The 26,405-nt window shown below is 68.9% G+C and carries 17 protein-coding genes; 9 read left to right on the forward strand and 8 right to left on the reverse strand.

Going from position 1 to position 26,405, the window contains the following annotated elements:
- Window positions 1-28: 28 nt before the first annotated feature.
- Complete coding sequence (gene glnE, locus BA022_RS15875) at window positions 29-2,767, reverse strand: bifunctional [glutamate--ammonia ligase]-adenylyl-L-tyrosine phosphorylase/[glutamate--ammonia-ligase] adenylyltransferase (protein WP_088888087.1); 2,739 nt, start codon at window positions 2,765-2,767, stop codon at window positions 29-31.
- 122 nt (window positions 2,768-2,889) lie between these two features.
- Between glnE and BA022_RS15880 the strand changes: the two genes are divergently transcribed.
- Genes BA022_RS15880 through BA022_RS15895 form a run of 4 tightly spaced genes read left to right on the forward strand, consistent with a single transcriptional unit; the run spans window position 2,890 to window position 10,620 of the window.
- A complete protein-coding gene (locus BA022_RS15880) occupies window positions 2,890-7,008 on the forward strand; it encodes a YhdP family protein (protein ID WP_088888088.1) in 4,119 nt (1,372 codons plus the stop codon).
- Window positions 7,005-7,820 (forward strand): carbon-nitrogen hydrolase family protein, encoded by an 816-nt coding sequence (locus BA022_RS15885; RefSeq protein ID WP_011807100.1) that lies wholly within the window; start codon window positions 7,005-7,007, stop codon window positions 7,818-7,820. Before BA022_RS15880 ends, BA022_RS15885 begins: the two co-directional genes overlap by 4 nt.
- Window positions 7,820-9,970, forward strand: a complete 2,151-nt coding sequence (locus tag BA022_RS15890) for a two-component system sensor histidine kinase NtrB (RefSeq protein WP_088888089.1) — start codon at window positions 7,820-7,822, stop codon at window positions 9,968-9,970. The genes BA022_RS15885 and BA022_RS15890 overlap by 1 nt, the downstream gene beginning before the upstream one ends.
- Complete coding sequence (locus BA022_RS15895; protein WP_011807098.1) at window positions 9,970-10,620, forward strand: response regulator transcription factor; 651 nt, start codon at window positions 9,970-9,972, stop codon at window positions 10,618-10,620. The genes BA022_RS15890 and BA022_RS15895 overlap by 1 nt, the downstream gene beginning before the upstream one ends.
- An 88-nt stretch (window positions 10,621-10,708) precedes the next feature.
- Here the strand turns inward: BA022_RS15895 and BA022_RS15900 are convergent, their stop codons facing one another.
- Both BA022_RS15900 and BA022_RS19345 read right to left on the reverse strand, forming a co-directional pair.
- Entirely contained in the window at window positions 10,709-11,359 is a 651-nt protein-coding gene (locus tag BA022_RS15900) for a YiaD family glycine zipper/OmpA-like lipoprotein (protein WP_088888090.1), read from the reverse strand.
- Between the two features lie 190 nt (window positions 11,360-11,549).
- On the reverse strand, window positions 11,550-11,699 hold the full coding sequence (locus BA022_RS19345) for a hypothetical protein (protein WP_187148588.1): 150 nt from the start codon (window positions 11,697-11,699) through the stop codon (window positions 11,550-11,552).
- Here BA022_RS19345 and mltA point away from each other — a divergent pair.
- Window positions 11,632-12,840, forward strand: coding sequence for a murein transglycosylase A (gene mltA / locus BA022_RS15905; protein WP_187305979.1), 1,209 nt, complete (start codon window positions 11,632-11,634; stop codon window positions 12,838-12,840). The genes BA022_RS19345 and mltA overlap by 68 nt on opposite strands.
- Window positions 12,841-12,948: 108 nt before the next feature.
- Here mltA and BA022_RS15910 read toward each other — a convergent pair whose 3' ends face one another.
- The 4 genes from BA022_RS15910 to BA022_RS15925 all read right to left on the reverse strand — a co-directional run bounded on the left by BA022_RS15910 (window position 12,949) and on the right by BA022_RS15925 (window position 17,698).
- The gene (locus BA022_RS15910) at window positions 12,949-14,658 is read right to left on the reverse strand and encodes an MFS transporter (protein WP_088888092.1); all 1,710 of its coding nucleotides are present in this window, start codon (window positions 14,656-14,658) and stop codon (window positions 12,949-12,951) included.
- A 74-nt stretch (window positions 14,659-14,732) separates the two neighbouring features.
- The gene (locus BA022_RS15915) at window positions 14,733-16,013 is read right to left on the reverse strand and encodes a DUF5666 domain-containing protein (protein ID WP_228403631.1); all 1,281 of its coding nucleotides are present in this window, start codon (window positions 16,011-16,013) and stop codon (window positions 14,733-14,735) included.
- A gap of 20 nt (window positions 16,014-16,033) precedes the next feature.
- On the reverse strand, window positions 16,034-16,891 hold the full coding sequence (locus tag BA022_RS15920; protein ID WP_088888094.1) for a DUF6502 family protein: 858 nt from the start codon (window positions 16,889-16,891) through the stop codon (window positions 16,034-16,036).
- A 300-nt stretch (window positions 16,892-17,191) separates the two neighbouring features.
- On the reverse strand, window positions 17,192-17,698 hold the full coding sequence (locus BA022_RS15925; protein ID WP_011807092.1) for an Lrp/AsnC family transcriptional regulator: 507 nt from the start codon (window positions 17,696-17,698) through the stop codon (window positions 17,192-17,194).
- Between the two features lie 176 nt (window positions 17,699-17,874).
- Between BA022_RS15925 and BA022_RS15930 the strand changes: the two genes are divergently transcribed.
- Entirely contained in the window at window positions 17,875-21,495 is a 3,621-nt protein-coding gene (locus BA022_RS15930) for an indolepyruvate ferredoxin oxidoreductase family protein (RefSeq protein WP_088888095.1), read from the forward strand.
- Between the two features lie 85 nt (window positions 21,496-21,580).
- Here BA022_RS15930 and BA022_RS15935 read toward each other — a convergent pair whose 3' ends face one another.
- Complete coding sequence (locus BA022_RS15935; RefSeq protein WP_088888096.1) at window positions 21,581-22,711, reverse strand: mechanosensitive ion channel family protein; 1,131 nt, start codon at window positions 22,709-22,711, stop codon at window positions 21,581-21,583.
- A 391-nt stretch (window positions 22,712-23,102) separates the two neighbouring features.
- On the opposite strand from BA022_RS15935, the gene yajC reads away from it, so the two are divergent.
- From yajC to secF, 3 genes are all read left to right on the forward strand, one after another.
- Window positions 23,103-23,435 (forward strand): preprotein translocase subunit YajC, encoded by a 333-nt coding sequence (yajC, locus tag BA022_RS15940; RefSeq protein ID WP_015914577.1) that lies wholly within the window; start codon window positions 23,103-23,105, stop codon window positions 23,433-23,435.
- Between the two features lie 94 nt (window positions 23,436-23,529).
- Window positions 23,530-25,428: a protein translocase subunit SecD gene (gene secD / locus BA022_RS15945; RefSeq protein WP_088888097.1), complete on the forward strand. Its 1,899-nt coding sequence runs from the start codon at window positions 23,530-23,532 to the stop codon at window positions 25,426-25,428.
- Window positions 25,429-25,442: 14 nt separating this feature from the next.
- The gene (secF, locus tag BA022_RS15950) at window positions 25,443-26,396 is read left to right on the forward strand and encodes a protein translocase subunit SecF (RefSeq protein WP_015914575.1); all 954 of its coding nucleotides are present in this window, start codon (window positions 25,443-25,445) and stop codon (window positions 26,394-26,396) included.
- Window positions 26,397-26,405 lie beyond the last annotated feature (9 nt).

Below are 26,405 nucleotides of genomic sequence, written 5' to 3' on the forward strand. Positions count from 1 at the left end.
GAAAATATAGCTAACTGCCGTAGCCGACTCAGCCGAACACGGCGCGCCACAGCGCGCGCACGGCGCCTTGCTCGGCGGCTAGCGTCTCGGGCGGCACGCGGGTGGGCTCTTCGTTGAGCCGCGCGCGGTGCTGCACGTGGCGCAGCGTGCGGTAGGCGTCGGCGGCGGCGCGGCCTACGCCTGCAGGCAACAGGCCGGCGGCCTCGGCGCGCTGCAGCAGCGCGATGTTGCCCACGTTGCCCTGCAGCTCGGGGTGCGCCGCGGAGTGTGCCAGCACCAGGTACTGCACGGCGAACTCGGCATCCACCATGCCGCCGGGGCTGTGCTTCACGTCGAACTGGTCCGCCGGCGCCGGGTGGGCACTGCGCACGCGCTCGCGCATGGCGACGATCTCGCTGCGCAGCGCGGCGGCATCCCGCGGCGCGGTGATCACGGCCTGGCGCACGGCGTCGAAGCGCGCGTGCAGGCCTTCGCTGCCCATCACGAAACGCGCGCGCGTCATGGCTTGGTGCTCCCAGGTCCAGGCGGTGTTGCTGCCGCGCTGCTGCTGGTAGTCGGCATAGGCCTGGAAGCTGGTCACCAGCAGGCCCGAATTGCCGTTGGGCCGCAGGGCGGTGTCGATCTCGAACAGGTCGCCCTCGCCGGTTTTCACGGTGAGCCAGTTGATGAGCTTGCGCACGAAGGCGGCGTAGACCTCGGGGGCACGCTCGTCGTCGTCGTCGAACACGAAGACGATGTCCAGGTCGCTGCCGTAGCCCAGTTCCTTGCCCCCCAGCTTGCCGTAGCCAATGACGGCGAACTGCGGCTGCTCACGGTGGCGGTTGCGCAGCCGGCCCCAGCACCACTCGGCCGTGACGCGCAGCACGCTGTCGGCCAGCGCGGACAGGTCGTCCGCCACCTGCTCCACGGTGATGCGTCGCTCCACGTCGCGCGCCAGCGTGCGGAAGGTCTCGGCATGGTGGGCACGGCGCAGCAGGTCGAGCAGGTTCTCGTCGTCGTCCTCGCCCGTGGACTGCAGCGCGGCCAGGCGCAGCCCCAGTTCGCGTTCGAAGTCGGCGGGCACGAAGCGCTCGGACAGCAGGGCGTCGCCCGCCAGCTCGTCGATCACTCCGGGGTGCTGCAGCATGTAGCGCGCGGGCCACCTGGCCGCGCCCAGCAGGTGCAGCAGATGCTCGTGCACCGAGGGGCGCTCCAGCAGCAGCGCCAGGTAGCTCTCGCGGCGCAGCAGTGGCTCCAGCCAGCCCACCAGGCGCACGGCGGCGTCCTCGTTGACCTGGCCCTCGGCCAGCCAGCGCCCGGTGCGTTGCACGATGCGAAACAGCCGCGCGCGCGCTTCATCGCGCAGGCCCTGCACGCGCGGATGGGTGCGCCACTCGGCCACGCGCTCGCGCACCTTGGCAGGCAGTTGCTCCAGCAGCGCCTCCAGGTCGGGGGCGGGCGACGCAGCCGCTGCGGCGCGCGGGCCGCCGCATCCGCCATTGCTGCATTGCTTGTGGCCCGTGCCGCCGAGCAGGATGTCGAACTCCTGGGCCACCAGCTCGCGGTGCGCGTCCAGCGCGCGCAGGAAGTCGCAGCAGTTCAGGCCCAGGGTGCGTGCGATCCAGGCCAGATCATCGTCGCGCGTGGGCAGCACATGGGTCTGCTGGTCGTCCAGGTACTGGATGCGGTGCTCCACGCGGCGCAGGAAGGTATAGGCGGCCGCCAGCTGCTCGGCCGTCTCCTGCGGCATGAGGCCGGCACGGGCCAGGCGTTCCAGGGCCTCCAGCGTGGGGCGGCAGCGCAGTTCGGGGAACTGGCCGCCGCGCACCACTTGCAGCAGTTGCACGGTGAACTCGATCTCGCGGATGCCGCCGCGCGAAAGCTTCACGTCGTTGGCGCGCTCGGGGTGGCCGGCGCTGCGCTTGGCGGCATGGTCGCGGATCTGGCGGTGCAGCGAACGCAGTGCGTCGAACACGCTGTAGTCCAGGTAGCGGCGGAAGACGAAGGGCAGCACCACGCCGCGCAGCGCCTGCACGTTCGGCATGCCCAGGCAGTCCAGCGGCGCCACCACGCGGCTCTTGAGCCAGGCAAAGCGTTCCCATTCGCGGCCATGCACCAGCAGGTATTCCTCCAGCGACGCCAGCGACACGGCCGGTGGCCCCGAGTTGCCGTGCGGGCGCAGGGCCAGGTCTACGCGGAACACGAATCCGTGCTCGGTGGTGTCGCCCACCAGGCTGTAGATGGCCTTGACCGCGCGGGCAAAGTATTCGTGGTTGGAGAGCTTGCCGCGCCCGTCGGGCTGGCCGGCGGTTTCGCCCTCGTGTTCGTAGACGTAGATCAGGTCGATGTCGCTGGAGACGTTCAGCTCGCGCGCGCCGAGCTTGCCCATGCCCACGATCCACAGCTGCACGGGCTGGCCCAGGGGCCCCAGCGGCGCGCCGTGGCGCGCGTCCAGCTCGGTGCGGGCGTGGCGGCAGGCGCGGTCCAGTGCCAACTCTGCCAGCCGGGTCACGGCCAGGGTGATGTCGGACAGCGGTGCGGCCTGGTCGCAATCCAGTGTGATCAGCCGCTCCATCACCAGTTGGCGCAGGATGCGCAGCGCCGCGCCCAGGTCGTGGCCGCGCGCCAGCAGGGCGTCGCAGGCCTGGGCCATGGTCTCGCGGGTGGGCACGCCCGGTGGCAGCAGAGCCAGCTCGGCCTGGTAACGGCGGTGCAGGCGCTGGTGGAAGCGCGAGTATTCCGACGGCGGGCTGCCGGCGGTCACGGGATCAGTCGAAGGCATCTGCATGGCAAGGGCTGCTCGGTGCGCTCGCGGGCCACGCCGGGGCGCGGCCGTACATAACGACACCGTGGGGTGCTGAACCCTCAGGGGATGTGCGGGTCATAATTCCTGCCATCGTTTCGCCCGCCATGACAGAGTCTCCTCCCCATCCCTCCCGCCTTCTCAAACTCGTGGCGGGCTGTGCGCGATGGGGATTGGTCGCCTTGGTGACCTTCTGGTTGCTGCTGGCGGCCGCCTGGGGGGGGCTGCATGGCTGGATTGTGCCGCGTATCGGCGACTTCCGTCCGCAGCTGGAACAGCAGGCCCAACGCGCACTGGGGGTACCTGTGCGCATCCATTCCATCAGCGCGCGCAGCGAGGGGCTGATCCCCTCGGTGGAGCTGAGGGACGTGGCCCTGCTGGACGCCCAGGGACGCGAGGCGCTGCGCCTGCCGCGCGTGGTGGTGGCGCTGTCGCCGCGCTCGCTGCTGCGCTTTGGGTTCGAGCAGATCTATATCGAAGGCCCCGAGCTGGACATGCGCCGTGAGCGCGACGGGCGCATCGTCATCGCGGGCCTGGCCTTCCGCGACAGCGCCGAGGGCGACAGTGCGGCGGCCGACTGGCTGTTCTCCCAGGCCGAGGTGGCGATTCGCGGCGGCACGCTGCGCTGGACCGACGAGCAGCGTAGCGCCGAGCCGCTGGCGCTCACTGAGGTGAGCGTGGTGCTGCGCAACAGCGCGCGCCGCCACCAGGTGCGCCTGGACGCCACGCCACCCGCCGAATGGGGCGCACCCTTTACCTTGCGCGGCCAGTTCCGCCAGCCGTTGCTGTCCACGCATAGCGGCGACTGGCAGCGCTGGAGCGGCGAGCTGTTCGCCCACTTCCCGCGCGTGGACGTGTCGCGCCTGCACCGGCACGCCGATCTGGAGGGGCTGCAGGTCGCGCAGGGCCGGGGCGCCGTGCGCGCGTGGGTGGATGTGCAGCGCGGCCAGATCGGCGGCGGCACGGTGGACATGGCACTCGACGAGGTCAACGCTACCCTGGGCAAGAACCTGCGCCCACTGGCGCTGCGCACGGTGACGGGGCGGGTGGGCGGTCGCTGGCTGGACGACGGCTTTGAGCTGTCCACCCAGAATCTGCAGTTCGTGGCCGACGATGGCCTGCGCTGGCCCGGCGGCAATCTGGCGCTGCGCCACAGCGGACAAGGCCAGGCCGGCCGAGAGCGTGGCGAACTGCAGGCCGACCGGCTGGACCTGGCCGCCCTGGCGCAGATCGCGAGCCGGCTGCCCCTGGGCGACACCGTGCACGGCGCGGTGCGCGACTATGCGCCGCGCGGTCTGGTGGAGCAGTTGCGGGCCGAATGGCAAGGGCCGCTGGCGCAGCCGCAGAAGTACCAGGTTCGCGGCAAGGTCGCAGGGTTGGCGCTGGCGGCGGACGACGCCGTGCCTACCGTCGCCGGCCTCAGTGGTGCGCAGGTGTCTTTCGATCTCACCCAGGCGGGGGGGCAGGCCGAGTTGGCCATGGCCGACGGGACGCTGCGCCTGCCCGGCGTGTTTGAAGAGCCCGTAGTGCCCGTGCAGCGGCTGGAAGCGGGGGTGCGCTGGCAGATCGAGGGCGAGCGCATCGCGGTCCAGACCAGCCAGCTGCGCTTTGCCAATGCGGACGCCCAGGGCGAGGCGCGGCTGAGCTGGCACACGGGCGACCCTGCGGCGTCGCCTGCGCGCGCGCGCTTTCCTGGGGTGCTGGACCTTTCGGGCACGCTGTCGCGGGCCGATGGCACGCGCGTACACCGCTACCTGCCGCTCACCGTGCCTGCGGAGTCGCGGCACTATGTGCGCGACGCCATCCTTGCGGGGACCGCCAGCCAGGTGCAGTTCCGCGTGAAGGGCGATCTGCACGACTTTCCCTATGGCCGTGTTCCGCGCGAGGGCGAATTCCACATCGCAGCGCGTGTCAAGGACGTGACGTACGGCTACGTGCCACCGGCGCTGCTGCACGCGGGCGACCGGCCCTGGCCGGCTCTCACGGCGCTGTCGGGGGAGCTGGTGTTTGACCGCGCGGGCATGGAAGTGCGCAACGCCACGGGGCGCTTTGCCGGGTATCCCGCGCTGCGGGTGCAGAAGGTGAACGCGAAGATCGCGGACCTGCAGCACACCGAAGTGGTGGTCGGGGCCGACGTGCGCGGCCCGCTGCCCGACATGCTGGCGCTGGTGAGCGCCTCGCCCATCTCCCGGCTTACGCAGGGGGCGCTGGACCGGGCCGCCGCCACCGGCGTGGCCGAACTGCAGCTGGGCCTGACGCTGCCCATCAGCCGTATCGACCAGTCCACCGTGCGCGGCAGCGTCACCCTGGCGGGCAACGACGTGCACTTTGTGCCCGAGGCGCCCCTGGTGAACGCTGCCCGGGGCGTGGTGCAGTTCAGCCAGAGCGGTTTCACGCTGGTCGGCGTGCAGGGACGCGCCCTGGGGGGCGAGGTACGGCTGGAAGGCGGCATGAATGCGGGGCAGGCGGGGGCTGGGGAGTCCTCGGTGCGCGTGCGTGCGCGCGGCACAGCCACTGCCGAGGGTCTGCGCGATGCACAGCAGCTGGGCCTGGTGTCGCGGCTGGTGCGCGGCGCCAGTGGCAGCGCCGCCTACACGGTGGCCGTGGGGGTGCGGCGGGGAGTGGCCGAACTGCAGGTGGCCAGCGACCTCGTCGGTCTTTCGCTGACGGCGCCCGCGCCGCTGGGCAAGGCAGCGCAGGCCCCGTTACCCGTGCGCTTCGAGAACCGCTTGACGCCCGAGGCCGCAGCCTCGGATACCGCACCCTTGCAGGACGAATTGACGCTGGAGTTGGGCGACGTGGGCAGGCTCAACTACCAGCGCGCACTGGACGGGCCGCAGGCGCGCGTGCTGCGCGGCGCGCTCGCCATCGGCGTGCCGCCGGCGCAGATGCCCGCGCCTCCCGCCCAGGGTGTCGCGGCACACGCCGTGTTGGGTGCGCTGGACGTGGATGCGTGGACGGCGCTGTTGCAGGAACCCTCGGCACCGTCGGCACAGGCACAGGCAGTAGTGCCGACACCCGCGCCCTCCGGGGAGGCGCTGACCACCGATTACCTGCCCACCAGCCTGGCCGTGCGTGCCGCCACGCTCACGCTGCATGGGCGCACGCTGCACGACGTGGTGGTGGGGGCGTCGCGGCAGGGCGCCGTGTGGCGCGCCAACGTGGATGCCGATGAGCTGGACGGGTACCTGGAGTACCGCCCTGCCGGCGCGTCCGCGCCGCGTGCCGATGCGGCCCAGGGGCTGCTGCACGCCCGGCTGGCGCGGCTGGCCATTCCGCAGATGGCCGAGACGCAGGTCAACGCGCTGCTCGATGCGCGCGAACCGGGCACGCTGCCGGCGCTGGACATCGTGGTGGAGGATTTCGAGTTGCGCGGGCGGCGCCTGGGGCGCATCGAGATCGAGGCGCGCAACCGCGGCACGGAGGGCGGCCAGCGCGAGTGGCGCCTGTCCAAGTTCAATCTGACCGCCCCCGAGGCCGTGCTGACCTCGCAGGGCCACTGGGCGCTGGTGGGCAGCGGGGCGCAGGCGCAACGGCGCACGGTGATGGACTTCGAGCTGGACATCCGCGATTCCGGCGCATTGCTGGCACGCTTTGGCATGGACGGCGTGGTGCGCCACGGCAAGGGACGCATCGGGGGCCAGGTGGGTTGGCTGGGCTCGCCGTTGTCACCCGACTACCGCACCATGAGCGGCCAGATGAACGTGAACGTGGAGGCAGGCCAGTTCCTCCAGGCCGACCCGGGACTGGCCAAGCTGCTGAGCGTGTTGAGCCTGCAATCCCTGCCGCGGCGCTTCGCGTTGGACTTCCGCGACGTGTTCAGCGAAGGCTTCGCATTCGACTTCGTGCGTGGCGACATGCGCATCGAGAACGGTGTGGCCACCACCAACAATCTGCAGATGAAGGGCGTGAATGCCGCCGTGCTCATGGAAGGCAGCGCCGACATCGAACGCGAGACGCAGGACCTGCACGTGGTGGTCGTGCCCGAAATCAACGCCATGACGGCTTCCCTCGTGGCCACGGCGATCAACCCCGTCATCGGCCTGGGCAGTTTCCTCGCGCAGGTTTTCCTGCGCGGCCCGCTGATCCAGGCCGCCACGCAGGAATTCCGCATCGACGGCACCTGGTCAGAACCGCGTGTGGAGCGCATCCAGCGCCGCAAGAGCGCTGCGCCGGAAGGCGCAGCGAGCCCTGCCGTTCCACCGGCATCAGGAGACAAACCATGAAAGTCGCAGCCTTGCAAATGGTCTCGGGCGTCGCGCTGCAGGCCAACCTGGCGCAGGCGCGCCATCTGCTGGAGCAGGCCGCGCAGGCGGGCGCGGAGCTGGCGGTGCTGCCCGAGTATTTCTGCGCCATGGGCCTGGCCGATGCGGACAAGCTGGCGCTGCGCGAAACCATGGGCGACGGCGTGGTCCAGCGGTTTCTGGCGCAAGCGGCGCGCGAGCTGGGCCTGTGGGTGGTGGGCGGCACGCTGCCGCTGGTGTGCGACAGCGAAGAGCGCGTGCACAACACCACGCTGGTGTTCTCGCCCGCGGGGGACTGCGTGGCGCGTTACGACAAGATCCACCTGTTCCGCTTCGACAATGGCACTGAATGCTTCGATGAGGCGCGCGTGATCCAGGCGGGGCGCGAGAGCGTGCGCTTTGCCCTGCCGGCGCGGGATGGCAACGTGTGGCGCGTGGGGTTGTCGGTGTGCTACGACCTGCGCTTCCCCGAGCTGTACCGCCAGCACGCGCGCGCGGGTGCCGACCTGCTGCTGGTGCCCAGCGCCTTCACCTACACCACCGGCCGGGCACACTGGGAGGTGCTGCTGCGTGCGCGCGCCGTGGAGAACCTGGCCTATGTGCTGGCGCCGGCGCAGGGCGGAACGCACGAGAACGGCCGGCGCACCTGGGGCCACAGCATGCTGGTGGACCCCTGGGGCAGCGTGCTGGCCCAGCAGCCCGAGGGCGCGGGCGTGGTCCTGGGTACGCTGGATGCGGCGCATCTGCGCCAGGTACGCCGCCAGCTGCCGGCGCTTGAGCATTGCGTGCTCTGATGGGCGGCACCGTGGAGCACGGCGGATCGGCGGGCGGACGGGACAGGGGTGCTGCGGGCCGGCAGCAGGGCCCGCAGTCGCTGCTGCCCCCTTCGGCGCCTGAAGACGGGCCCCAGGACAAGGTACCCCGCCGGTGGCGCCGCTGGGTGGGTGCGTGGCGGCGCTGGTCCCTGTGGACGCTGCTGGTGGCGCTGGTGGCGGGCATGCTGGTCACCCAGGTATGGCTGGCTGGCCGCTACGAGGCCAGCCAGGTGCAAAGCCGCCTGGAACGCGACACTGCCGACGCCGTGGCCGACATCCGCAACGCCTTCGCGCACAACCTGCAGAACCTGCAGGCGCTGCAGGCGGGCGACCCCGACCTGGCCGCGTGGGAGGCGCGCGCGGCCGAGCTGCTGAGCACGCGCCGCGAGCTGGTGCGCATCGAATGGCGCGACACGCAGCTGCTGCTGCGCGCACATGCGGAGTCGCCCTATCGCCCCCTGCCGTGGGACGCCACCACGCGCAGCGGCACGCATTCGGAGACCATGCTGGCCTGTACCAACGCCCGGCGCATCACCGGCCCGTCGTACTCCAGCAGCTATTTCCAGCCCCTGCCCGACGGCATGGGCGCCGAGATGATGGAGGTCTGCCTGCCGTTGATCCAGGACGGACGCGTGCGCGGCTTCCTGGTGGCTACCTACGCGCTGCAGACCGTGCTGCAGGACTTGGTGGCGCCCAGCCTGCAGCGCACCCAGGAGGTGTCGTTCACCGAGGCCGACGGCACGCGGCTGGCGCTGGTGGGCGCGCTGCGCCGCGGCTCGCGCATGTTCACGGCGCAGCAGCTGTTCGACCTGCCGGGCAACACCCTGGTGCTGCGCATGGACGGCTGGCACGCCGCGCCCAGCGTGTTTCCCAACGTCCTCACGGCCCTGGTCACGGCCATGTCGATCGCGCTGGTGTCGGTGCTGGTGGTGCTGGTGCGCGACAACCGGCGCCGCCTGCGCGCCGAGCGCGACCTGGGCGACGCGCTGGCCTTTCGCAAGGCGATGGAGGATTCGCTGGTCACGGGCCTGCGCGCGCGGGATCTCAACGGCCGCATCACCTATGTGAACCCGGCGTTCTGCGACATGGTGGGCTTTCCCGCTTCCGAACTGGTGGGCCAGACGTCGCCGCTGCCCTACTGGCCGCCCGAGCATGCGCAGGAATATGCGGAGCGGCAGGTGGTGCGCATGTCGGGCCGGCTCGACCCGCCGCGCGAAGGGTACGAATCCACCTTCATGCGCAGGGACGGCACGCGCTTTCCCGTCATGATCTACGAAGCGCCGTTGATCAACGCACAGGGCCTGCACACGGGGTGGATGGGCTCGTTTCTCGACGTGAGCGAGCAGCGGCGCGTGGAGGAGCTGTCGCGCACCTCGCAGGAGCGCCTGCAGGCCACAGCACGCCTGGCCACGGTAGGGGAGATGGCATCGCTGCTGAGCCATGAACTGAACCAGCCGCTGGCGGCCATCTCCAGCTATGCCAACGGCTCGCTCAACCTGCTGGAGCCGGCGCCGGGCGCCGAGTTGCCGTCGCCCCAGGACCTGCAGGACGTGCGCGTGGGCGTGCAGCGCATTGCAGCGCAGGCCGAGCGCGCGGGCCGCGTGATCAAGAGCGTGCACGACTTCGTGCGGCGCCGCGACCAGACCCGCGAGCCGGTCACCGCGCAGGACCTGTTCGACGCGGTGCTGCCCATCATCCGGCTGCAGGCGCGCAAGCTGGGCGTGCGCGTGGTGCTGTCGATCGAGGACGGCCTGCCGCCCGCGCTGTGCGACCGCACCATGGTCGAGCAGGTGCTGTTGAACCTCACGCGCAACGCCATGCAGTCCATGGACGACCCGCAGATCCATCCGCGCATCCTCGACCTGCGGGTGCGGCGCGCGGCCTCCAATGCGTCCAACAGCTGGCTGGAGTTCTCGGTGGCCGACATGGGCATGGGCATTCCCGAGGACGTGGCCGAGCGTCTGTTCACGCCGTTCTACACCACGCGCGTCGAAGGCATGGGCCTGGGGCTGAGCCTGTGCCGCACCGTGGTGGAGCAGCATGGGGGCTTTCTGGACCATGCGGCGCGTGAGCCGCGTGGTACGGTATTCACTTTCACCCTGCCCGCATTTCAGAAAGCCGACCCCTGATGGAACCCGCCTCCAACGCCACTGTGTACATCGTGGACGACGACGCCGAGGTGCGCGAGGCGCTGGCTTGGCTGCTGCGCTCGCGCCGTGTGCTCAGCGAGGCGTTCGCCAGCGCCGAAGCGTTCGAGACCATGCTGGCCGAGCGCACCGCCAGCGGCCTCATGCAGCGCCAGCCCTGCTGCCTGCTGCTGGACGTGCGCATGCCGGGCGGCATGAGCGGCCTGGCGCTGTTCGACAAGATGGTGGAGCGCGGCGACACCGCGGGCATGCCGGTGATCTTCCTCACGGGCCACGCCGACGTGCCCACCGCCGTGGCCACGGTCAAGCGCGGCGCGTTCGACTTCTGCGAGAAGCCGTTTTCCGACAATCAGCTCGTGGACCGCATACAAGCAGCGCTGGAGCTGTCGGCCCGGCACATCGAGGCCTGCCGCGCGCGCCACGAACTGCAGGACCGGCTGGCCGACCTGACCGACCGCGAGCGCGATGTGATGCGGTTGGTGGTCGAAGGCCTGCCCAACAAGCTCATCGCCGATCAGCTGGACATCAGCGTGCGCACGGTGGAGGTGCACCGCGCGCGCGTGTTCGACAAGATGCAGGTCAAGTCGGCGGTGGAGCTTGCCAACCTGCTGCGCGCCGCGCCACCGGCGTAAAAAAAGACGCGGGCCCTTGCGGGCGCGCGTCGTCTTCGTCTTCACATCGTCGGCGGGCAGGATTGCCGCGCCGACGGCCCGCCGCAGATCAGCCGCGGCCCTGGCGCTCACCCACATAGATCTCCACGCGGCGGTTGCGGGCGCGCCCGTCGGAGGTGTCGTTGGAGGCCACAGGTTCACGCGAGCCACGGCCTTCCACGTGGATGCGGTTGCCGTTCACGCCACGCGCCGTAAGGTAGTTGCGCGTGCTCTCGGCGCGGTCCAGCGACAGCGGGTTGTTGATCGCATCGCTGCCGGTGGAGTCGGTGTGGCCGACGATGCGCACCTCGGTGTTCGGATTGTTGCGCAGGCCGTCGGCAAAGCGGTCCAGAATGGGGCGGAAGTTGGGCTGGATGTCCGAACGGTTGGTGGCGAACGAGATATCGCTCGGGATGTCCAGCTTGAGCTGGTTGTCCGGCGTCTGCGTCACCGTCACACCGGTGCCCTGGGTGGCAGCCTGCATGTCCTGCTTTTGGCGCTCCATGTGCTGGGACCAGATGTAGGTGCCCAGGGCGCCCACGCCCGCGCCGATCACGGCGCCCTGCGCCGCATGGCCGCCCGTCATGGCGCCGATGGCTGCGCCGCCCAGCGCGCCCACGCCGGCGCCGGTGGCGGTGCGGCGCTGGGTGTCGGTCATGTTGGCACAGCCCGTGGCCAGCATGACCACCGCGAGACTGCCGATGAGGAGAGGTTTGCGCATGAGAGAACTCCTTTGTTGTTGCTCGGTCGGCTCGCAGCCCTCCAGCGGGCGGCTGGGCCAGTGCGAGCAGCGTAGCAATCCAGCGGTGCCGCGTCTGTAGGACGCGGCGCAACGCGCGTGCGCGGCCTGGGGCCGATCGGCCTGCGTTCGATGGGCCGCGCAGATGCCAGGCCACAACCCGAGAACGACCTCAGCCGTTGGGCGGGGCGTCGTCCCGCGAGGGGGGCTCGCTGGGGGCCGCTGGCGGCTCGCCGCCCTTGCGGCCGCTGAACATGGTCCACCAGACAATGCCCACGAGGAGCACCAGTGCAAGCAATGCTTCAAGCAAAATCAGCCCCATGAATCTTCGTCTCCTGCGCCTGGTGGTATCGGCGCTGATTGTAGGAACGCTGGCCGCGTGCTCCACCCGTCCTCCGGCGCCCGTGGCGCCCAGCGTGCCGTCCGTGCAGCCGCCCGCCGCGCCCACTGTACCGGTGCCTGTGCCGGGCACGCTCACGCAGTCCAAAAGCCGCTGGGTACCGGTGGGCTGGGGCGAGCTGCCGGGCTTTGAGGGCGATGCACTGCACGAGGCCTGGAACGCCTGGCTGCGCAGCTGCGAGCGCCCCGCGCCGGCGTTCGCGCCGCTGTGCGGCGATGTGCGCCGCCTGAGCATCGCGTCGCCCGAGGAGCAGCGCGGCTGGATGATGCAGCGCCTGCAGCCCTACCGCGTCGAGTCGCTGGACGGAGCGGCCGACGGCCTGCTCACGGGCTACTTTGAGCCCTATCTGGACGCCGCGCGCCAACCGGGCAACGGCTTCAGCGTGCCTTTGTATGCACCCCCGGCCGATCTGGCGGCGCGCAAGCCCTGGTACACGCGCCAGCAGATCGACACCCTGCCGCAGGCCCAGGCCGCCCTGGCCGGCCGCGCGATCGCCTGGGTGCGCGACCCGGTGGAAGCCATGGTGCTGCACATCCAGGGCTCGGGCCGGCTGCGCGTGCAGGAGGCGGACGGCAGCGTGCGCGTGGTGCGCCTGGCCTTCGCGGGCACCAACGACCAGCCGTACAAGAGCGTGGGCAAGTGGCTGCTGGACCAGGGCCTGGTGCGCGATGCCACCTGGCCCGGCATCACCGCCTGGGTGCGGGCCAATCCGCAGCGCGTGAACGAGATGCTGTGGTCCAACCCGCGCTACGTGTTCTTTCGCGAGGAGCCGCTGGACGCGCTGGACGCCGCCTTCGGGCCCAAGGGCGCGCAGGGCGTGCCGCTCACGCCGGGGCGCTCGATCGCCGTGGACCGCCAGAGCATCCCCTACGGAACGCCGGTGTGGCTGGCCTCCAGCGGCCCCACGGCGCAGTTGTCGCGCCTGGTGCTGGCGCAGGACACGGGCAGCGCCATCCTGGGCGCGGTGCGCGCGGATTACTTCACCGGCTGGGGCCCCGAGGCGGGCGAGATTGCCGGGCGCCTGAAGCAGGGCCTGCGCCTGTGGGCGTTGTGGCCGCGGTAGTGCTATTGATTTAGAAGCTGTTCGCGCTTGATTTATGGCGCTTTCAATGCAAATTAATACTGAAATGCTTGTAACGAAAGCGCTGCAAGCTATCAATATGGTAGTGATTCATTCGCCCTCGACCACGTAGCGCGACACCACGGGCGGCGCGTCGCCCACGTGGAAGGCAAAGCGCCGGTCGCGCAGCGCCACGTCGGAGGCGGTGACGCGGTCAAAGCGCCGCAGGTGCTCCGTCCAGGATTCGTCCACCACGCGCTCCACGTAGCGGCGCGGGTCGGCGATGTCGTGCTGCAGCTCCCAGCTCAAGGCGCCCTGGCGCAGGCGCGCGCGGCGGCTTTCCTGCATCACGGCGCGGAATTCTGCCGCCCGCGCGGGGTTGATGAAGTATTCGATGCTGACCACCAGCCGCAGGCCGGCGGCGGGCGGGCTGTCGGCCCGCGGTGCCTGGAAGGCGCGCGAGGCGCTCAGGTCCTCCTCGCCATGGCGGTTGCTCACCAGGCGCTGTACCAGCGCCATCACCAGCACCCCGGTGAGTGCCGCCAATCCCAGGCTCATGTGCACGCTGGAGAGTGCGGCGACCTGCCCCCACAGCGCCGCGCCCACGGCCGTGGCGCCCATGATGGACATCTGGTAGATGGACATGCCGCGCGCGCGCACCCAGTTGGGCAGCGCCAGCTGTGCGGCCACCGTGAGCGAATTGGCGGTGGTGATCCACGCCGCCCCGCCCACCAGCATCGCCGGCACGGCCACGTACACGTTGGGCGCAATGGCGACCACGGCCGTGGCCAGCGCCTGCAGCAGCGTGCCGCGCGCCACCAGCTGGTCCAGCGACATCATCTGGCGCAGGCGCGGCAGGAACATGGCAGCGCTCACGGCGCCCGCGCCCATGGAGGCCAGCAGCAGCGTGAAGGTGCCTGCGCCGCCGCCCTGCAGGTCGCGCGCCACCAACGGCAGCAGCGCCAGCAGCGCCGTGGCATGCAGGAAGAAGATCGAGATGCGCCACAGCACGGCGCGCATCGGGGGCGACTCGCGCACGAACTGCAGACCCACGCGCATGGCACTGGTCAGGCGCTCGCGCCCCAGCGGGTTGGGCATGGGCTGGCGCCGCCAGCGCATGATGGTGAAACCCGCCACCAGCGACAGCACGGCATTCAGCACGAACACCCAGGCGCTGCCCGCGCTGGCGATGATGGCGCCGGCCACCAGCGGGCCAATGATGCGCGAGGCGTTCATGGCCACGCCATTGAGCGCCAGCGCCGCGGGCAACTGTTGGCGGTTCACCAGCTCCGGCACGATGGCCGCAAACACCGGCCAGCGCATCGCCAGCCCGATGCCGTTGGCGAACGTCAGCGCCAGCAGCAGGTAGGGGTTGAGCCCGCCCCAGAGGATGGCCACGCACAGCACCACCGCCACGGCCGCCACCCAAAACTGCGTGACCATGAAGTAGCGCCGCCGGTCCAGGATGTCAGCCAGCGCGCCGCTGGGCAGGCCCAGCAGGAAAACGGGCAGCGTCGAGGCCGTCTGCACCAGCGCCACCAGGGCAGGCGAATCGGTCAGCGTGGTCATCAGCCAGGCCGTGGCCACGTCGTTCATCCACATGCAGGTGTTGGCCGCCAGCCAGGTGAGCCACAGCATGCGGAACACCGGCACCGACAGCGGCGCGAAGGGCGACTGCGGCGCACGCTGCGCCGCGCTGTGCTGCAACTCGGCTGTGGCGGCGGCCTCGGCGGTGTGGGCGGCGGCGGAGGCCGCGTCGGGGCCTGGCGGTGTGGGCTGTGAACTCAGCGGTCCGCTGTCATGGAGGGGCTGGGGCGGCATGTGCGGCCATTGTGACGGGAATGCGGCGCGCTTGCTGCGCCGGGGCCGCAATCCCGGCGGGTGCGAAACGGTGTTCAGCCTCTGTTGGAATTGCCGTTGCCGTTGCCGTTGCCGTTGCCGTTGCCGTTGCCGTTGCCGTTGCCGTTGCCGTTGCCTCCGGCGTTCCCATTGCCATTGCCATTGCCATTGCCATTGCCTCCGGCATTCCCATTGCCATTGCCTCCGGCATTCCCATTGCCATTGCCTCCGGCATTCCCGTTGCCATTGCCCCCGGCATTCCCGTTGCCATTGCCCCCGGCATTCCCATTGCCGTTCCCGTTGCCGTTGGTGTTTGCGGGAGGAGGCAACGCGGATGGAGGGTCAACTACAGCCCTTTGCCGCACGCGTATCCGCTGCGCGACCAGCACGCCGTTGGCAGACATCCGGCCCGCCAATTCCAGCGTTGCGCCGTTGCGGATGTCATCAGCCCGCCCCCCGGTTATTTGCGCGCCCGAGGCATCGATATCCGTGCCTTGCAGCGCAAAGGATTGTGCAGAGGCGAAGTTCGTCACCACACCTTCCAGCACGACGGGCGCGTCTGCCTGGCGTGAGAGGCTGTGCGCTGGCCGCAGGAAGCGGGCCACGAGCACGTTGCCGGACGGTGCCTGGGCTGCATGCACATACAGCGGCATGCCGTTGTCCAGCATGCCCGCCTCCAGACCGTTCAAAAAGGCAGCCTGTGCATACTGGATCTGCATCGTGCCCAACTGGAACCGGCGGGCCACCGTATCGAGGGCCTGCACGCTGCCCCACAGCACGGGCTGTACCGAGGGGAGCGTGACAGTGGTCAGCTGCAGCCGGGTCGCGCGCATCAGCCCACTGCTGGTGGGCAACGCATGTACCTGCACGATCTGGCCGACTTGCAAGGCGGCCAAGCCGGACAGTCCGTCGAGCACGGTCTCGTCATCGACATATACCCGCGCACCCATTACCTCGATGCGCCCCAGCGCCGCGTCCACGGCATCCACCGCCCCCCGTAGCTCCGGTATCGACAGTACGTGCGCGGCCGTACCCGTGCTGAATCCGGTGTCGAGGGTGCCGTTCACTTGCACGGTCATGCCAGGTTTCAGGCTGCTCTGGCCGCTCTTCAGGCTTTGCTGACCATTGGCGTCTTCCTGCGAGACGCCTTCCACTTCCACCTGGGCGTGGCTGATATCGAAGCGCACGCCGTTCACAACCATGTACGACCCGCTGGGTGATTCGCCGAGGCTGTCGACGCTGCCAATGGCCACGGAAGACATGGCGATGCCGGTGCCGCCCGAGCCCACGCCGTCGCCGCCTCCACAGGCTGCGAGCACCAGCCCCAGCGTGGTCATCAGCGCGTATATCCCAGTCCTCATGTTGTCTTCCTGCGCTTTGCAGAGCCTGCACGGGTGGTCGGTTTCAGGTCCGGCGGCTCGTCCTCATGGTAGACATACACCCCTACGCGCATGCGTGCCGTTCCCATGCCTGCCGCAGAGGCATGGGCTTGGGTCATTTCCCGTACCAGGCGGTAATGCACGGAATCCCAATGTTCCCGTGCCATCTGGTGGATGCGTTCGCACTCCGACACGGTCAAGCCCGAGGCATAGACGGAGCGTTCCAGCATCCGGGGCTGCTGTCCCAAGGTATTGCTGACGGCGGCCAGCAGATGGTCCCGCACATTGTCCCCGGTGAAGGCCAGCATGTCCCGCAGGCTGGTGGCCGGGATGAAACCGTCGCCCACCAGTTCCACCTCGCCTTCGCCGTCGCCCGTCAGCCCCCTGACCAGATTCAGGCGCTGAAGCTCCTCCAGCAGGGTTCTGTGGTGCACATCGCCGCGGGTGGCGAGACGCGCCACCAGTTCAAAGGAGGGGCCATGGCCGGTGTCCACAATAGGAAGGCGGCGCCGGCTGGGCTCCTCGGCGGCAAGCTGCAACCAGGCCGTGAAAGCCTTGGCGGCCGACGACCCTTCGGTGGCAGGCAAAGGGTCGCGTACTTGGCGCACTCTGGCGGTCACGTCCTTGCGATTGAGACCGGTGGTGACCGAGATCTGGCTCAGGTTGGGGTCGGGAATGCCTTGGCTGCGCCAGAGATGGCGCGCTTCCTCCAGCAGCAGGTCCCTCAGGATTTCTTCGAGTTGGGCGTGCTTCAGTCCCATCGCCAACGCCAGCCTGACCGCGGGGCGAAGGATTCGTACCAGCGCGGACTGCGTCCATTTCAGGCGGTCTTGCATGGGAAGGTGAAAGGGCGAGAGGCTCGTCGCTCAAGTGTGACTGCTTATGCAGCCAGCGGTGCCTAAAAAATGCGAGTGTGCCATCTGCCTGACACCAGGAGAAGGACCGCCAGGCGCGGTGGCCGTTGGCGTCATGTTCCCTGAACGCGCTGGAGTTTGACCTCGCTGGAACGAAGCCGCCCCGATGCGCGGCCGCTTCAGCGGGTTGCTGGCATCGTGGCGCCCGGGCAGCAGTTGCAATGAAAATGCGGTCAAACCCTTATGGGGAAAGCGGTGCAAGCTACCGAATTAGGAGTGGTCCTACGCTGCGGCGCCACGCACCACGGGCCGCACCGGGCCCAGGTGCGCCAACGGCAGCGCGCCGCCTGCCTTGACCTCGCCCAGCGAGAAGCTGGTGTGCATGTCCTTCACGTTGGGCAGGTTCAGCAGCACGGTGCGTGCGAACTGCGAGAAGCTGTCCAGGTCGCGCGCCACCACCTGCAGCTCGAAGGTACCGGTGCCGCTGATGTAGTGGCATGAGACCACTTCGGGGATCTGGGCAATGGCCTGCTCCATGGCCAGCGTCAGGTCGCCGGTGTTGCGCTCGGCGTCCAGGCGCACGAACGCCAGCACGCCCAGGCCGATCTTGTGGCGGTCGATTTCCGCGTGATAGCCGCGGATGTAACCCGCTTCCTCCAGGGCGCGTACGCGCCGCCAGCACGGTGCAGCGGACAGGCCTACGCGTTGCGCCAGCTCGGCGTTGGTCAGGCGCGCCTCGGCCTGCAGCTCGCGCAGGATGGCGATGTCGTATTTGTCCAAGGTTTCCATTTTTGGATTGTTTTAAGAAAGAAGCTTTCGCGCATCAGGGTAAACGCGGCAAATAAAGCAAACACATATCGGTGTCTCGCGCATACACTGCGCAGATCGGGTGGCGCCCACACGGCACCGTCCCGCACGCCGCGCCCAACAGAGGCGGCGGATCACAGAACCCACGGAGACAAGACATGAATGCCCCGCTGCCCGAACACGTCCGCCGCGCGCTGGAGACGGTCACCCTTGAGGACAAATACACGCTGGGCCACGGCCGCGCTTTCATGAGTGGGGTGCAGGCCCTCGTGCGCCTGCCCATGCTGCAGCGCCAGCGCGATGCCGCCGTGGGCCTGAATACCGCGGGCTTCGTGAGCGGCTACCGTGGCTCGCCCCTGGGCGGCTACGACCAGGCCCTGTGGGGCGCCCGCAAGCACCTGGCCGAGCACCACGTGGTCTTCCAGCCCGGCGTGAACGAGGAGCTGGCCGCCACTGCCGTCTGGGGCACGCAGCAACTGGACATCTACCCCCAGTCCAAGAAGTACGACGGCGTGTTTGGCATCTGGTACGGCAAGGGCCCGGGCGTGGACCGCTGCTCCGACGTGTTCAAGCATGCCAACATGGCCGGCACGGCGCGGCATGGCGGCGTGATCGCCGTGGCGGGCGACGACCACATCAGCAAGAGCAGCACGGCGGCGCACCAGAGCGACCACATCTTCAAGGCCTGCGGCCTGCCGGTGTTCTTCCCCAGCAGCGTGCAGGACATTCTGGACATGGGGCTGCACGCCTTTGCCCTGAGCCGCTTCTCGGGCCTGTGGTCCGGACTCAAGACCATCCAGGAGGTGGTGGAGTCGTCCAGCAGCATCTCCGTGGACCCCGACCGCGTGAAGATCGTCATGCCCGAGGACTTCACCATGCCGCCCGGCGGCCTGCACATCCGCTGGCCCGATGCGCCGCTGGAGCAGGAGGCGCGCCTCATGGACTACAAGTGGTACGCGGCACTGGCGTACATCCGCGCCAACAAGCTCAACTACAACGTGATCCAGGGCCCGCAGGACCGCTTCGGCATCATCGCCAGCGGCAAGGCGTACAACGACACGCGCCAGGCACTGGTGGACCTGGGCCTGGACGACGACACCTGCCGTCAGCTGGGCATCCGCGTGCACAAGGTCAACGTGGTGTGGCCGCTCGAAGCCACCATCACGCGCGACTTCGCGCAGGGCCTGCAGGAGATCCTGGTGGTGGAGGAAAAACGCCAGGTCATCGAATACCAGATCAAGGAAGAGCTCTACAACTGGCGCGCCGACGTGCGTCCCAACGTGCTGGGCAAGTTCGACGAGATCGAGGGTGACAACTCCGGCGGCGAATGGAGCATGCCCAATCCCAGCCAGAACTGGCTGCTGCGGCCCAAGGCCGACCTGACGCCGGCCATCATCGCCAAGGCGATCGCCAAACGCCTGAAGAAGCTGGGCGTGCCCGAGGACATCGTGGCGCGCATGGACGCGCGCATCTCCGTGGTGGAGGCGCGCGAACGCGGCCTGCTGGAGGTGAAGACCGACACCGGCGAGCGCATGCCGTGGTTCTGCAGCGGCTGCCCGCACAACACCAGCACCCGCGTGCCCGAAGGCTCGCGCGCCGTGGCCGGCATTGGTTGCCACTACATGGCCAACTGGATGCCCGACCGCGCCACGAGCACCTTCACGCAGATGGGCGGCGAGGGCGTGACCTGGGTGGGTCAGGCGCCGTTCACCAAGGACAAGCACGTGTTCGCCAACCTGGGCGACGGCACCTACTTCCACAGCGGCCTGCTGGCGATTCGCCAGAGCATCGCCTCGGGCGCCAACATCACCTACAAGATCCTCTACAACGACGCCGTGGCCATGACCGGCGGCCAGCAGGTGGGCGAGCGCCCCGAGGGGCATTCGGTGGCGCAGATCGCCCACAGCCTGCGCGCCGAGGGCGTGGTCCGGCTGGTGGTGGTGACGGACGAGCCCGAGAAGTACCACGGCCGCACGCACCCGGCCAACGCCGCGCGCGCCGGCCACCCCGAGCTGCTCAACGACCTGCCGCCGGGCGTTGAAGTCTTCCACCGCGACGAGCTGGACCGCATCCAGCGTGAGTTCCGCGAGATCGCAGGCTGCACGGCCATCATCTATGACCAGACCTGCGCGACCGAGAAGCGCCGCCGCAGGAAGCGCGGCCTGCTGGCCACACCCGCCAAGACCGTGGTCATCAACGAGCTGGTGTGCGAGGGCTGCGGCGATTGCTCGGTGCAGTCCAACTGCCTGTCGGTGGAGCCGGTGGAGACCGAGTTCGGCCGCAAGCGCCGCATCAACCAGAGCACCTGCAACAAGGACTATTCCTGCGTGAAGGGCTTCTGCCCGAGCTTCGTCACCGTCGAGGGCGGCCAGCTCAAGAAGCCCAAGAAGGAGAAGAAGGGCGACCTGTCCACGATGGCGCCCATCCCCGAGCCGGTGCTGCCGGCGGCCGAAGCCGCGTGGGGCATCGTCGTGGCTGGCGTGGGCGGCACGGGCGTGATCACCATCGGGTCCCTGCTGGGCATGGCCGCGCACCTGGAGGGCAAGGGCGTCATCACGCAGGACGCGGCGGGCCTGGCGCAAAAGGGTGGCTCCACCTGGAGCCATGTGCAGATCGCCAACCGCCCCGAGGCCATCCACACCACCAAGGTGGACACGGCCAAGGCGGACCTGGTGATCGGCTGCGACCCCATCGTTGCCGCGAACAAGGCCACGTTGGCCGCCATGCAGCCGGGGCGCACCTTTGTCGCCCTCAACAGCCACGGCACACCGGCCGCGGCCTTTGTGCACAACCCCAATTGGCAGTTCCCGGCCGACGGCTGCGAGGCCGCCATCGCACAGGCCGTGGGCGCCGAGTTGCTGGGTGTGTTCGACGCCGAGCAGGTGGCCAGCCAGTTGCTGGGTGACAGCATTTACACCAACCCGCTGATGCTGGGCTATGCGTGGCAAAAGGGCCGCGTGCCGCTGTCCCACGCCGCGCTCATGCGCGCCATGGAGCTCAACGGCGTGCAGGTGGAGAACAACAAGGCCGCCTTCGAATGGGGACGCCGCTGCGCGCACAACCTGGCCGAGGTGCAGGCGCTGTTCCAGGCCGCGCAGGTGATCCAGTTCGTGAAGAAGCCCGGCTTGGCCGAGATGGTCGCCAAGCGTGTGGACTTCCTCACGGGCTACCAGAACGCCGCCTATGCGGCCGAGTACCAGGCCTTCGTGGACAAGGTGCGCGCGGCCGAGGATTCACTGGGCCAGGGCACGCGCCTCACTGAGGCGGTGGCGCGCTACCTGTTCAAGCTGATGGCCTACAAGGACGAGTACGAAGTGGCGCGGCTGCACACCGACAAGGCGTTCACCGACAAGATCGCCGCGATGTACGAAGGCGACTACAAGCTGGTGCACCACCTGGCGCCCCCGCTGCTGGCCAAGCACAACGACAAGGGCGAGTTGGTCAAGCAAAGCTACGGGCCCTGGATGCGCAAGGCCTTCGGCGTGCTGGCTCGCATGAAGGGGCTGCGCGGCACGGCGCTCGATGTCTTCGGCCGGACCGAGGAGCGCAAGACCGAGCGCGCGCTGATCCGCGAATACCGTGCCTGCATCGAGGAACTGCTGAAGGGCCTGACGGCCGAGCGCCTGGCGCTGGCGGTGGAGATCGCGCGTATCCCTGAGGACATCCGCGGCTACGGCCATGTGAAGGAGCGCCACCTGCAGGCCGCGCGCAAGAAGTGGTTCGCGCTCATGGACCGCTGGCGCGCCCCACACGCGGGTGCGCCCCGCCAAGTGGCCTGAGACGGTGGGCGGGCCTGTCATGCCCGCCCATTCCTTCTGACCCCGCCCGTCGCCGCCCGCCCCCGCCCGAGGGCAACGCAGTCGTTCACGCGTTTTGAGGAATGGGCATGCCGGCCACACTGGACGGGCCTTCTTGCCCGGCCGGCGGGTCGGCCAGCTGCACGCGGCTGACCGGCACCGCCAGCCGCATGCCCAGCGCCTGCAGCCGGCCCAGCAACGCCAGGTTGATGCGCTGCTGCAGGTCCATGTAGAGGTTGTAGCCCGGGTCTTTGACGATGTAGACCACTTCGTAGTCGAGTGAGCTGGCGCCAAAGCCCTTGAAGTGCGCGCGGTCGAAGCGCAGCTGCGGTTCGGCCTCGATGATGTCACGCACCGCTTGTGCCAGGGCCTGCGCCTGCGCGGGCGAGGTGTCCTGCGCCACGCCAAAGCCAAACACGATGCGGCGCTCGCGCATGTGGCGATAGTTGTTGATGGTCTGCTTGAGCAGCTCGGTGTTGCTCATCACCACCTGTTCCCCGCTCAGGGCGCGGATGCGCGTGGTCTTCACGCCCACCTGCTGCACGGTGCCTGCGATGGGACCCACGACGATGAAGTCGCCCACCTCGAAGGGCTTGTCCACCGCGATCGCCATGGAGGCGAACAGATCGCCCAGCACGCTTTGCACCGCCAGCGCCACCGCAATGCCGCCTACGCCCAGGCTGGCCACGAAGGCGGTGATGTTCACCCCCAGGTTCGAGAGGATGGCCAGCAGCACCGTGGCCCACACCAGCGTGCGCAGCCCCCAGGACATGAGCGTGGCCGAGGCACTGATCTGCCCCGTGCCCGCGGCGCCATGGTGGCGCCGGTAGCGCTCGACCCCCAGACTGATGGCGCGCGTGCCCCACAGCCCCAACTGCACCGCCACGGCCAGGAACCAGAGCTGGCTCACACGGTCATGCCAACGCCCGGGCAGGTCCAGCATGCCGGCGCCCACCAGCAGCGCTGCCAGCAGGATGAGCAGATGGCTGGTTCCGGCGAGCACCTGCGCCAGCAGGCTTGCCGCGCCGGCATCGCCGCCGCCGGATTTGCGGTCGGCATGCGCGACGGCCCAGCGCAGCAGCAGCGTGAGCGTCAGGTAGATGCCCATGGCCGTGGCCGCCGCCGCCAATACTTCGGCAGCAGACATGCCCCAGAACCACTCTGTCTCCAGCCAGGCGGATACCGATGCGAAATCCATGGAAAGCGTTTCCTTTCTTGATACGGGGGGTGGGAGAGAAGGGGCCGCGGCGCGGCGCCGGCCGCCGCGGGCGGCACACAGGCATGCTACGAAGCCCTGCCAGGCGCCGGCGTAGGCCCAGGCCGACGATGGGCGCGTCGCATCCGATGCATTAACCGCCCCTGGTCCGGGGCTTTATGCTATATATGTGATAGCTGCTGGCGCTCACTGGGCGGGCGTTGCAAGGTGTTTTGATGCTGAATCCTAGAGGGCGCCCCCAGCCCGCCGGCCGCCGGTGCGCGCAGCCCTGGCCGGCAGCCCCCCGCATACAATGGCCGGCTCACCGCCCGCAGGCCCTGGCGCCTCCCGGCGGAGCCCCTTTGCACTTATTACTACCAGTGGAGTCCTTCCCGTGTTGATTTCTTCTGCCTTTGCACAGACCGCCCCCGCCGCAGCCGCCGAGGCCGGCCTGATGGGATCGCTCACCAGCATGCTGCCGCTGGTGCTGATGTTCGTGGTGCTGTACTTCATCATGATCCGTCCCCAGATGAAGCGCCAGAAGGAGCACCGCGCCATGATCGACGCGCTGGCCAAGGGCGACGAAGTGGCCACGGCCGGCGGCTTGCTGGGCAAGGTGGCGGGCCTGAGCGAAGGCTACCTGCAACTGGAGATTGCGCCTGGCGTGCAGGTGCAGGTGCAGCGCAGCGCCGTGGCCCAGGTGCTGCCCAAGGGCACGGTCAAGTAAACCGTCCCAGCTGTAGGCCCACGGGCCTTGTTATGAGGGCAGTGCTGCGCCGCATCCCGCGGCCGCTGCCCCGCATGGATTGAAGAGCGCGATCATGAACCGTTATCCGGTCTGGAAGTACGCGATCCTGGTGATCGTGTTGCTCATTGGGGCCCTGTATACCCTGCCCAACTTCTTTGGCGAGGCGCCCGCGGTGCAGGTGTCGTCGGCCAAGGCCACGCTGAAGGTCGACGCCGCGGTCCAGCAGCGCGTCGAGGACGCGCTGAAAGCCGCCAACGTGGCCTCGGACTCCATCGTGTTCGACGGCAACTCGGTGCGCGCGCGCTTTGACACGCCGGACAACCAGCTCAAGGCCAAGGACGCGATCGAGAAGGCCCTGATCCCCGACCCGAGCGATCCTTCCTACATCGTGGCGCTGAACCTCGTGTCGCGCTCGCCCGACTGGCTCACCGCGCTGCATGCACGGCCCATGTACCTCGGCCTGGACCTGCGCGGCGGCGTGCACTTCATGCTGCAGGTGGACATGCAGGCGGCGATCACGAAGAAGATCGAGTCGTACGCAGGCGACCTGCGCAGCGCGCTGCGCGAGAAGAACATCCGGCACGGCGGCATCGGCCGCGAAGGGCAGGCCGTGGACATCCGCGTGCGCGACGAGGCCACGCTCACGGCGGCACGCAACCTGATCGCCGACCAGTTCCAGGACCTGGCGGTCGTGAGCAGCGCCGACGGCGACGGCATGCGCCTGCGCGCCACCATCAAGCCCGAGGCCCTGCGCAAGGTGCAAGAGCAGGCCTTGAAGCAGAACATGGTCACGCTGCACAACCGCATCAACGAGCTGGGCGTGGCCGAGCCGGTGATCCAGCAGCAGGGCCTGGACCGCATCGTGGTGCAGCTGCCCGGCGTGCAGGACACGGCCAAGGCCAAGGACATCCTGGGCCGCACCGCCACGCTGGAAGTGCGCATGGTGGACGAGGGCACCGAGGCGCGCGCCGCCGAAATGGGCACGGGCCCCGTGCCGTTCGGTGCCGAGAAATACCTGGACCGCAACGGCCAGGCCGTGATCGTGAAGAAGCAGGTCGTGCTGACCGGCGAGAACCTCACCGACGCGCAGCCAGGATTCGACGGCCAGACCCAGGAGCCCACCGTGAACCTCACGCTGGACGCCAAGGGCTCGCGCATCTTCAAGGACATCACGCGCGAGAACGTGGGCAAGCGCATGGCCATCGTGCTGTTCGAAAAGGGCAAGGGCGAGGTGGTGACCGCGCCCGTGATCCGCAGCGAGATTGGCGGTGGTCGCGTGCAGATCTCCGGCCGCATGACCACGGCCGAGGCCAACGACACCGCACTGCTGCTGCGTGCCGGCTCGCTGGCCGCGCCCATGGAGATCATCGAGGAATACACCATCGGCCCGAGCCTGGGCGCCGACAACATCGACCGGGGTATCCAGTCGGTGGTCTGGGGCATGGTGGCCATCGCGGCCTTCATGTGCGTGTACTACATGCTGTTCGGCGTGTTCTCCACGATCGCGCTGGGCGTGAACGTGCTGCTGCTGATCGCCATCCTGTCGATGCTGCAGGCCACGCTGACCCTGCCCGGCATCGCCGCCATGGCCCTGGCGCTGGGCGTGGCCATCGACTCCAACGTGCTGATCAACGAGCGCATCCGCGAGGAGCTGCGCGCTGGCGTGGCCCCGCAGGCGGCGATCGCCACGGGCTACGAGCGCGCCTGGGCCACCATCCTGGACTCCAACGTCACCACGCTGATCGCGGGCCTGGCGCTGCTGGCCTTCGGCACGGGGCCGGTGCGCGGCTTTGCCGTGGTGCACTGCATCGGCATCCTGACCAGCATGTTCTCTGCGGTGTTCTTCTCGCGTGGCCTGGTCAACCTCTGGTATGGCCGCAAGAAGAAGCTCAAGAGCGTGTCCATCGGCCAGGTGTGGAAGCCCGAGGGCGATGAGCACCGCTCGGTGGCTGCCCGCGGCAACAGCAACTAAGAAAGGGGAAAACCATGGAGTTTTTCCGCATCAAAAAAGACATCCCGTTCATGAAGTACGCGTTGGTGCTCAACGCGGTGTCTTTCATCACTTTCGCGCTGGCGGTGTTCTTCCTGGTCACGCGGGGCCTGCACCTGTCGGTGGAGTTCACGGGTGGCACCGTCATGGAGGTGGCCTACACGCAGACGGCCGACATCGGCAAGGTGCGCGACACCGTCGCGGGCCTGGGCTATGCCGACGTGGTGGTGCAGAACTTCGGCACCTCGCGCGACGTGATGGTCCGCCTGCCCGTGCAAAAGGGCGTCACCTCGGCCCAGCAAAGCGAGCAGGTGCTGAGCGCGCTGAAGGCGCAGGACCCCGAGGTCACGCTGCGGCGCACCGAGTTCGTGGGCCCGCAGGTGGGCGAGGAACTGGTGCACGGCGGCCTGATGGCGCTGGGCATGGTGGTGCTGGGCATCGTGATCTACCTGGCCTTCCGCTTCGAGTGGAAGTTCGGCGTGGCAGCGGTGATCGCCAACCTGCACGACGTGGTCATCATTCTGGGCTTCTTTGCGTTCTTCCAGTGGGAGTTCTCGCTGTCGGTGCTGGCCGGAGTGCTGGCGGTGCTGGGCTATTCGGTGAACGAGTCGGTGGTGATCTTCGACCGTATCCGCGAGGCCTTCCGCAAGTTCCGCAAGCTCAACACGCATGAGGTGATCGACCACGCCATCACCTCCACCATGAGCCGCACCATCATCACCCACGCCTCCACCGAGGCCATGGTGCTGTCCATGTTCTTCTTCGGGGGCCCCAGCCTGCACTACTTCGCACTGGCGCTGACCATCGGCATCCTGTTCGGTATCTATTCGTCGGTGTTCGTTGCCGCGGCCATCGCCATGTGGCTGGGCGTCAAGCGCGAGGACCTGGTCAAGGCGCCGACCCGCAAGGAAGGCGACCCGGCCGACCCGAACTCCGGCGCCGTGGTCTGACGATGCGCG

The organism is Diaphorobacter nitroreducens, from assembly GCF_002214645.1.
GTDB lineage: Bacteria > Pseudomonadota > Gammaproteobacteria > Burkholderiales > Burkholderiaceae_C > Diaphorobacter > Diaphorobacter nitroreducens.

Coding starts and splice junctions, on each gene's coding strand:
- glnE (WP_088888087.1), bottom strand. CDS start 2,767: ATGCAGATGCCTTCGACTGATCCCGTGACCGCCGGCAGCCCGCCGTCG.
- BA022_RS15880 (WP_088888088.1), top strand. CDS start 2,890: ATGACAGAGTCTCCTCCCCATCCCTCCCGCCTTCTCAAACTCGTGGCG.
- BA022_RS15885 (WP_011807100.1), top strand. CDS start 7,005: ATGAAAGTCGCAGCCTTGCAAATGGTCTCGGGCGTCGCGCTGCAGGCC.
- BA022_RS15890 (WP_088888089.1), top strand. CDS start 7,820: ATGGGCGGCACCGTGGAGCACGGCGGATCGGCGGGCGGACGGGACAGG.
- BA022_RS15895 (WP_011807098.1), top strand. CDS start 9,970: ATGGAACCCGCCTCCAACGCCACTGTGTACATCGTGGACGACGACGCC.
- BA022_RS15900 (WP_088888090.1), bottom strand. CDS start 11,359: ATGCGCAAACCTCTCCTCATCGGCAGTCTCGCGGTGGTCATGCTGGCC.
- mltA (WP_187305979.1), top strand. CDS start 11,632: ATGGTCCACCAGACAATGCCCACGAGGAGCACCAGTGCAAGCAATGCT.
- BA022_RS19345 (WP_187148588.1), bottom strand. CDS start 11,699: ATGGGGCTGATTTTGCTTGAAGCATTGCTTGCACTGGTGCTCCTCGTG.
- BA022_RS15910 (WP_088888092.1), bottom strand. CDS start 14,658: ATGCCGCCCCAGCCCCTCCATGACAGCGGACCGCTGAGTTCACAGCCC.
- BA022_RS15915 (WP_228403631.1), bottom strand. CDS start 16,013: ATGACCACGCTGGGGCTGGTGCTCGCAGCCTGTGGAGGCGGCGACGGC.
- BA022_RS15920 (WP_088888094.1), bottom strand. CDS start 16,891: ATGCAAGACCGCCTGAAATGGACGCAGTCCGCGCTGGTACGAATCCTT.
- BA022_RS15925 (WP_011807092.1), bottom strand. CDS start 17,698: ATGGAAACCTTGGACAAATACGACATCGCCATCCTGCGCGAGCTGCAG.
- BA022_RS15930 (WP_088888095.1), top strand. CDS start 17,875: ATGAATGCCCCGCTGCCCGAACACGTCCGCCGCGCGCTGGAGACGGTC.
- BA022_RS15935 (WP_088888096.1), bottom strand. CDS start 22,711: ATGGATTTCGCATCGGTATCCGCCTGGCTGGAGACAGAGTGGTTCTGG.
- secD (WP_088888097.1), top strand. CDS start 23,530: ATGAACCGTTATCCGGTCTGGAAGTACGCGATCCTGGTGATCGTGTTG.
- secF (WP_015914575.1), top strand. CDS start 25,443: ATGGAGTTTTTCCGCATCAAAAAAGACATCCCGTTCATGAAGTACGCG.